Source organism: Pelagibius sp., assembly GCF_028281305.1.
Lineage (GTDB): Bacteria > Pseudomonadota > Alphaproteobacteria > Kiloniellales > Kiloniellaceae > Pelagibius.
On the sequence record NZ_JANQKD010000058.1, the window covers coordinates 1 to 7,354 of the forward strand.

Here is a 7,354-nt window from a genome sequence, read left to right on the forward strand (position 1 = left end):
CTCCAGCCTCATCGCCCGCCGCCTCGCGCCCAGCCGCGCGCTGCTCTGCGCCAGCCCGGACTACCTGGCACGCCGCGGCGAACCGCACCAGCCGGCGGAGCTGGCCGAGCACGACTGCCTGATCTACTCCAACGTCGACCAGCGCGATCTCTGGCGCTTCCAGGGGCCGCGCGGGCCGCTGCGGGTCAAGGTGAAGGGGCCCTTCCTGGCCAACAACGGCGATGCGCTTTGCAGTGCCGCCCTGGCCGGCATGGGCATCGCCCTGCTGCCCAGCTTCATCGTCAGCCCGCACCTGCTGAGCGGCCGCCTGGTCCCGGTGATGTGCGGCTTTCCCCTGGGCGAGCAGGGCATCTATGCGGTCTATCCCCACCACCGCAACCTCTCGGCCAAGGTGCGCGCATTTGTGGACTTCCTGATCGAACGCTTCGGCCCGGAGCCCTATTGGGACCAGGGCCTGGAAGCGCTCCTGCGCGCGCGGCCGTGAATCCGGTCGATGGGGCGGGACTGGCATCTTTTAGCGAACTGTGATAAGGCACGCGCCCAAGGCCGTTGCTGACGTTGGCGATTCGCGCTGCAGCAGCGGAGCTTTTGCAGGAAAGGGACGATCCCTTGAGGACCCAGGAGAGACTGCGACGACGACGTTGAGCCCCCGCGCCTTGCGCGCGCCCTCACGCCTGCAGTTTCCCTGCGCCATTCCCCCCGACACGACGGGGCCGGCCATCCTGGACAAGAGATCATGACCTTCACCCTGGTGCCCGAGCGGCCCGACGACGCCGCCCTCAATACCCCCCTTCTCGACCGGACCTTCGGCTTCGACCGGACCAAGCGCACGGTCTATCGCCTGCGCCGGGGCATCGACCCGGTAGCGGAGCTCTGCTTTTCCGCCGTCGCCGAGGACGGCGGGCTGCTGGGTTCGATCCGCTACTGGCCGATCCGCATCGACGAAACGCCGGCGATCCTGCTCGGCCCCCTGGCGGTGGAACCGGCGCAGCAGGGCCGCGGCATCGGCCGCGCCCTGGTCGCCCATAGTCTGGAGACGGCGGCGAAAAAGAAGCACCGGATCTGTGTCGTGGTCGGCGACCCGGTTTACTACGGTGCCTTCGGCTTCTCCTCCGCTGCGGCGGCAGGCCTTTCCCTGCCCGGCCCGGTGGAGCCGGAGCGCTTTCAGGTGAAGGCTTTGGCGGCCGGCGCCCTGGAGGAGGTCTACGGGGTCATCGCCCGCGCCGGCAAAGCCGGGGCACCTTCGCGGAGGCGTCTTCGCCGCTCCGTCGCCTGAGTTTTGATCGCTTAGGCGTCTGACGATCAGGCTGTGCCGTGGGCCCGCTGCAGGCAGCCGAGGAACTCTTTCACCAGCCGCGAGGGCCTGGGCGAACGCCGCAGGATGGCGGCGTGATCGCTCTGGTAGTGGTATATGTCGGGGCGCAGCCGCCACATCTCTCGCGTCTGGACGAAGGGCTCGGCATAGTGGTCGGGCAGGAAGCCGAGGTAGCGCCCCGACAGGATCAGCGCAGCCATGGCCTCTTCATCGTAGACGTCGGCGTGGCGCGTCAGGTGCAGGTTGTGGCTGACGATCATGTTCAGCGAGTGAAAGCCGATGCCCGCGTATTTGCAGCGGCCGACGTCCACCGCCGTCACTTCGGCGTCGCCGCGCCCGAACAGCGGGTGATGGTGTCCACAATAGAGATACATCTGCTCCGAGTAGAGCGGGAAGTAGTCCATGCTTCCCGACTGGCGGTGGGTGGGCGTGATGGCCAGGTCGAAACGGCCGCTCAGCAGCCCGCTTTCGATAACGTTCACCGGGTCCTTGTGGATCTCGATGATCACCTCCGGGGCGATGCGGTCGAACTCCTCGATGGTCTCCGAGATCTTGGCAGCGGGGTTGGAGACCATCTTGTCGAAGAGGGCGATGGCCAGGCGCCCGCTCAGGCGCTGGTGCACTTCATGCACGCTGGCTTCGAAGGTGTGGAGGGCGGAGACCAGGTGTGTGGAGGCCTCGAAAATCTGCTGGCCTTCGACCGTCAGCGCGAAGCCCGCCGGCCCACGGTCGCAGAGCTTTACGCCCAGCCGGGTTTCCAGGTCGGTCAGATGCCGGCTGATGGTGGAGCGCCCGATGTTCAGTTCCAACTCCGCGGCTGACACCCCGCCGCAGGCCACCACCGCGCGAAAGACACGGAGCAGCCGGATATCGACGTCGCTGACGCGACCGAGAAGCGCCTTCCGGGTCATGGCCTATGTTTCATTCTTATGAAACTAATATTCTAAAGGTGAGTATACGTGAAACATAGGGGTCGTGATAGCGTTTGCTCATATGGTCCGATAAATCGAGCCGGCAAGCCCGCAACAAGCGGCCACGGCCAAAACGAAATGCGGGACCACTGGGCGGGGCGATTTCCTATGCAATCAACAGTTTACACGCCCAAAGCCCAGCTCGTGCATGCGGCTCAGCGGTGTTTGCGCAGGCCGCCTGAATCCTCGGGAAGAAAGAAGGAGGCTCAAATGAGAGTTGCGGGAAAACTGTTGGCGACGGCCGGCCTTGCCGTGGCGTTGCTGTTCACTGCCAGCGACGATGTGGCGGCGAAAAACTTCAAGATGGCGCTGGGCGATGCCCAGGGCGGCACCCAGGACGCGGCCGGCAAGAAGTTCGTCGAGGAGTTCGAGCGGCTGACCGGGGGCGACCACAGCATCAGGATGTTCCATAACGGCCAGCTTGGCAGCGAGCAGGACACGGTCAACGACGCTGCCATCGGCACCCTGGACTTCTCGGTGCTCGCCATCAACAACATCACGCCCTTTTCGCCGACCGTCGGCGTTCTGACGCTGCCCTATATGATCCTCAGCCTTGACGAGGCGGTGCAGCTGACCCAGGGCGACGTCGGCAAGGAGCTGACAGAGAACACCATCCGCGATGCCGGTGTGCGCATCGTCGCCTGGTCTTATGCCGGCTACCGGGTGCTCTCCAACTCCAAGAAGCCGATCAAGACGATGGCCGATCTACAGGATGTCGTGGTGCGCGTTCCCAAGAACGAGATCATGATCGATACGTACAATTCCTGGGGCAACAACCCGACGCCAATGGCCTGGTCGGAGACCTTTACCGCCCTGCAGCAGGGTGTGGTCGACGGTCAGGACACCCCCTACATCACCATTCACGCGATGAAGTTCTACGAGGTGCAGAAGTACATCACCAATCTGCGCTACCTCTTCCTGCTGGAGCCCATCATCGTCAGTGAATCGGTTTTCCAGGAGCAGTCGGAAGAGGTGCAGAACGCGATCCTCGAGGCCGGCACGCTGGCAACGCAGTTCAGCGCCCAATACCTGGCTGACACCGAGGCGCGCCTCAAGGAAGACCTGATCGCCAAGGGCATGGAGATCGTCGATCCCGCCAACGAAGAGAAGGAATGGATCGAAGCGGCGACGACGACCGTCTGGCCGAAGTTCTACGACAGCATCGGTGGCAAGGATAAGCTGAACGCGATCCTGACATCGCTCGGCCGGCCGACCGTCAACTGATGAGCAAGCAGGTTACGGTTCGCTAGGCTTGTTGGGGATGCGTCCTTCGGTCCGGGTTTCCTCCCGCCAGGCCGTCAAGGGCGCATCCCGCTAAGCAGAGGAGGCAAGAGGATGGGGCGCAAGATCTTTCACTTTCTCGATAACATCGAGAGCTACATCTGCCGGACCCTGCTGGCTATCTTCGTAACGCTCCTCTTCGCCCAAATCCTTTCGCGCGAGTTCTTCAATTACTCCTTCTCGTGGAGCGAGGAACTGGCGACTTACATGTTTGTCTGGTTCGTGTTCTTCGGGGCAAGCTACGCGGCGAAGCTCTATGCCCACAACCGCGTCACCTTTCAGTTCAACAAGCTGCCCAAGAAGGTGGCCAACACCATCGAGGCGATCGCCGACCTCTTCTGGATCGCCTTCAACGTCTACTTCGTCTACCTGAGCTTCAATTTCGTCTTCTTCAAGATGAACCTCTTCTGGAAGTCGCAGACGCTCGGTGTGCCGATGAAGTACATCTACCTGATCCTGCCGATCGCCTTCACCCTTATGACCATCCGCATTCTCCAGGCGAACTACATGAAGCTCGTCAAGGGCGTGGACGTCCGCGATCCGGAGAAGGCCGAGGTCGAGAAGATGATCAAAGAAGGCCAATAAACAAGTCGGCGCCGCTGCCCCGGGGGTTGTTGGGGGTGGGCGGTGACCCGGGCGCCCGAAGGGGCCACGGACACCATGTCCGCGACTAGGGGAGTCGTTTCATGGAATCGACCATCGTCTTAATCCTGTTCGGAACGTTCCTGATCCTCCTGATTATGGGGGCACCGATCACGGTGGCGCTGGGCGTTTCCGCCATGATCTCCTTCATCTATCTGGACGAGAACCCGATCAAGTTCGTCCAGATCGCGTTCACTTCGGTCGGCTCCTTTCCGCTGATGGCGCTGCCGGCCTTCATTCTGGCCGGCGCGCTGATGGAGGCAGCCGGCATCTCCAGGCGTCTTGTCCATGTGGCAGAGAGCTTTGCCGGCCCCTTTACCGGTGGCATCTCGGCGGCGACGGTCTTTGCCTGCCTGTTCTTCGGCGCGATTTCGGGTTCCGGTCCGGCGACCACGGCTGCGGTCGGGATGCTGATGATCCCGGCGATGATCGACCGCGGCTACGACAAGGGCGTCGCCTCGGCCATCACCGCGTCCTCCGGCAGCCTCGGCATCATCATTCCGCCGTCGATCCCCATGGTGATCTTCGGCATCGCCGCGCTGGGCATGCCGCCGCCCCCTGAAGCGGTGGAGAAGTACGGCGTTTTCCAATCGGTCTCGATCCCCAAGCTCTTCATCGCCGGCGTGCTGCCTGGTCTCGTGATCTCCGGCAGCCTCTTGATCATGAACTACATCATCTGCAAGCGGCGCGGCTACGCGGGCTCCGCGGAGGGCTTTTCCCTGCGCAACGTCTTCTGCGCGATGTACCAGGGCTTCTGGGCGATCCTGGCCCCTGTGGTCATCCTGGGCGGAATCTATTCCGGTTTCTTCACGCCCACCGAAGCGGCCATCGTTGCGATCTTCTACACGCTGGTCATAGGCTTCTTCGTTTACCGGGAACTGGATCTCAAGGCAGTCTTCCGGTCGCTGGAAACCACAACTTGGCTGACCGGGCGGGTGCTCCTGATCCTCTTTACGGCGACGGTTTTCGGGCGCCTGCTGGTGGAGAACCAGATCCCGGCCATCATCGCCGAGGCGATGTTGAGCGCCACCGACAACATCTATCTGATCTGGGGCATGCTGATCCTGTTCCTGCTCTTCGTCGGCATGTTCATGGAGACCCTTGCCACCATCCTGATCCTGACGCCGGTGCTGCTGCCGATCGCCTATAGCCTGGGTATCGACCCCATTCACTTCGGCGTGGTCATGGTTTGTGCGCTGGGCATCGGATTCCAGACACCGCCTCTGGGCGAGAACCTCTTCATCGCCTCCGGCATCTCGAACACCTCTATCGAGGAGATCTCGATCAAGGCGCTGCCCTTCGCGACGGTCAACGCGATCGCCGTCTTCGTGATCGCCTTTTTCCCCGAGATCGTTCTCTGGCTGCCCCGGGTCTTCGGTTACTGAGCGGCGTCATTGTCGATGGCCGCTGCGCAGCGGCAAGGAAGGATTCGATGCAACACCAAGTCAAAAGCGTGCTCTACAGCACCGACCTGTCGCAGAACGCTCTCATCGCCTTTGGCTATGCGGCCTATCTAGCGAAGCTGACCGGGGCCGATATTCACCTGCTGCACGTTCTGGAGAAGCTTTCCGACGATGCCGCCTTCACACTCCAGGCCTACCTGCTCGACGAGAAGAAACGCCATGAAATCCTCGGCCTGCGCGTCGACAAGGCAAAGAAGCTGATGGAGGAACGCCAGGAGGCCTTCTGGTCCACGCAGAGTGGCGAAGACCAGAAGGTGCGCGCCCAGATCAAATCGATCACGGTCTGCGAATCCTATCCGGCCGAGGAAATCCTCAAGACCGCCAAGAAGCACGACTGCGACCTCATCATCATGGGCTCGCATGAGCGCGGTCTGACCCACACCTTTCTGGGCTCGGTCGCCAAGAGCGTTCTGCGCCGCTCCCTTGTGCCCACGCTCATCGTCCCTCTGATCGATTCGGAAGAACGCTGACGGAAACGCGCCTAAGCGAGACGGGGGTCAGCCAAGCGCGGGAGGAAGAGAAATGAAAACGACAGTCGCCTCATTTCTGATTGCCGGCCTGATCGCAGGCCTGGCTGCGGTCTCGGCCCCGATCGCCTCGGCGGGCCTCGCTGTTGCCGCCGAGCCCGAGAAGGTCACGGTCGCCTATTTCCGCGAGTGGCCGACCGCCAACCAGGTGGCGCAGGGCGAGAAGTGGTACGACGAGGAGCTCGGCGTCGAGATCGAATGGCGCGCTTTCAACACCGGTGTCGAGATGGCAGAGGCCATGGTGGCCGGCGAGGTGCAGATCGCCTATTCGATGGGCGTGGTCCCCTTCGCACTGGCGGTGACGGCAGGAGCGCCGATCAAGGTGGTCGGCGTGGCTGTGGATACCGGCGGCGCCGACAACTGCGTCATCTACAAAAAAGAGGCCATCGACCGCGCCAATGCGCACGAACTGGAGGGACGCCGGGTGGCCGTGCCCCTCAATACCGTGACCCACTACAAGATGCTGCGCAGCCTGGTGTTTCTGGGGGTGGATGTCGGCAAGGTGGATGTGGTCGACATGTCGCCCCATGATATCGACGATTCCTTCATCCGCGGCGAACTCGCCATGGGTTGCTCTTGGGGCGGCCCGCTGCGCCGCATGAAGGGTCACGGCTGGGAGCTGCTCTCGGCCAACGAACAGGACCGTCTTGGCATCCGCGCCTTCGACGTCATCGCGGTCACCAACGCCTTCGCAGCGGAGCGCCCGGACCTCGTCGTGCAGTTCCTCTCTGTGACCGACCGCTCGATCGACTATCTTGACCGCACCCCGAAGGAGGCCGAACCCTTGATCGCCGAGGCCGCGGGCCTCAGCCTCAGGGAGTCGAACATCGTGCTGTCGCTCTTCGACTTCTACACTCGCGACGATCAATTGACCGAGCGCTGGATGGGCGGCGGCGTCCAGACCTTTCTGAAGGAGGTGGCCGACTTTTTCCAGCAGCAGGGTGAGATCGAACGCGCTCTCGATGACTACAGCGCTACCGTGGACGCTAGCTTCTATGAGAAGGCTCAGTAGGCAGTCGGCTACGTCGAGCCGGCAACCCCCTTAGCTGTTCAGCTGCCAGATGGCGAGATTGAGGGCACCCGCGTAGCCGAGCCAGAGGATGTAGGGCAGGAACAGCCAGCCGGCGGCGCGCAGGATCTTCGCAAAGGAGAGGG

General features: G+C 62.7%; 9 protein-coding genes. 7 read left to right on the plus strand and 2 right to left on the minus strand.

The features are described from left to right. Together Q0982_RS12685 and Q0982_RS12690 are read left to right on the plus strand one after the other, a co-directional pair. On the plus strand, nucleotides 1-484 hold a 484-nt coding region (locus tag Q0982_RS12685), incomplete at its 5' end, for a substrate binding domain-containing protein (protein WP_299396087.1). A 252-nt stretch (nucleotides 485-736) separates the two neighbouring features. After that, complete coding sequence (locus Q0982_RS12690; RefSeq protein WP_299396090.1) at nucleotides 737-1,276, plus strand: GNAT family N-acetyltransferase; 540 nt, start codon at nucleotides 737-739, stop codon at nucleotides 1,274-1,276. Between the two features lie 26 nt (nucleotides 1,277-1,302). On the opposite strand, the gene Q0982_RS12695 is transcribed toward Q0982_RS12690, so the two are convergent. Next, on the minus strand, nucleotides 1,303-2,226 hold the full coding sequence (locus tag Q0982_RS12695) for a LysR family transcriptional regulator (RefSeq protein WP_299396092.1): 924 nt from the start codon (nucleotides 2,224-2,226) through the stop codon (nucleotides 1,303-1,305). A 270-nt stretch (nucleotides 2,227-2,496) separates the two neighbouring features. Here Q0982_RS12695 and Q0982_RS12700 point away from each other — a divergent pair, with 270 nt between their 5' ends. The 5 genes from Q0982_RS12700 to Q0982_RS12720 all read left to right on the plus strand — a co-directional run bounded on the left by Q0982_RS12700 (nucleotide 2,497) and on the right by Q0982_RS12720 (nucleotide 7,211). Next, on the plus strand, nucleotides 2,497-3,510 hold the full coding sequence (locus tag Q0982_RS12700; protein ID WP_299396095.1) for a TRAP transporter substrate-binding protein: 1,014 nt from the start codon (nucleotides 2,497-2,499) through the stop codon (nucleotides 3,508-3,510). 111 nt (nucleotides 3,511-3,621) lie between these two features. Continuing rightward, nucleotides 3,622-4,152, plus strand: coding sequence for a TRAP transporter small permease (locus tag Q0982_RS12705; RefSeq protein WP_299396097.1), 531 nt, complete (start codon nucleotides 3,622-3,624; stop codon nucleotides 4,150-4,152). Nucleotides 4,153-4,253: 101 nt separating this feature from the next. Then, nucleotides 4,254-5,594, plus strand: a complete 1,341-nt coding sequence (locus Q0982_RS12710) for a TRAP transporter large permease (protein WP_299396100.1) — start codon at nucleotides 4,254-4,256, stop codon at nucleotides 5,592-5,594. 47 nt (nucleotides 5,595-5,641) lie between these two features. After that, nucleotides 5,642-6,142, plus strand: coding sequence for a universal stress protein (locus Q0982_RS12715; RefSeq protein ID WP_299396102.1), 501 nt, complete (start codon nucleotides 5,642-5,644; stop codon nucleotides 6,140-6,142). A gap of 52 nt (nucleotides 6,143-6,194) precedes the next feature. Continuing rightward, nucleotides 6,195-7,211, plus strand: a complete 1,017-nt coding sequence (locus tag Q0982_RS12720; RefSeq protein ID WP_299396104.1) for an ABC transporter substrate-binding protein — start codon at nucleotides 6,195-6,197, stop codon at nucleotides 7,209-7,211. A gap of 30 nt (nucleotides 7,212-7,241) precedes the next feature. Here the strand turns inward: Q0982_RS12720 and Q0982_RS23850 are convergent, their stop codons facing one another. Beyond that, a complete protein-coding gene (locus Q0982_RS23850; protein WP_367575448.1) occupies nucleotides 7,242-7,337 on the minus strand; it encodes a tryptophan-rich sensory protein in 96 nt (31 codons plus the stop codon). Nucleotides 7,338-7,354 lie beyond the last annotated feature (17 nt).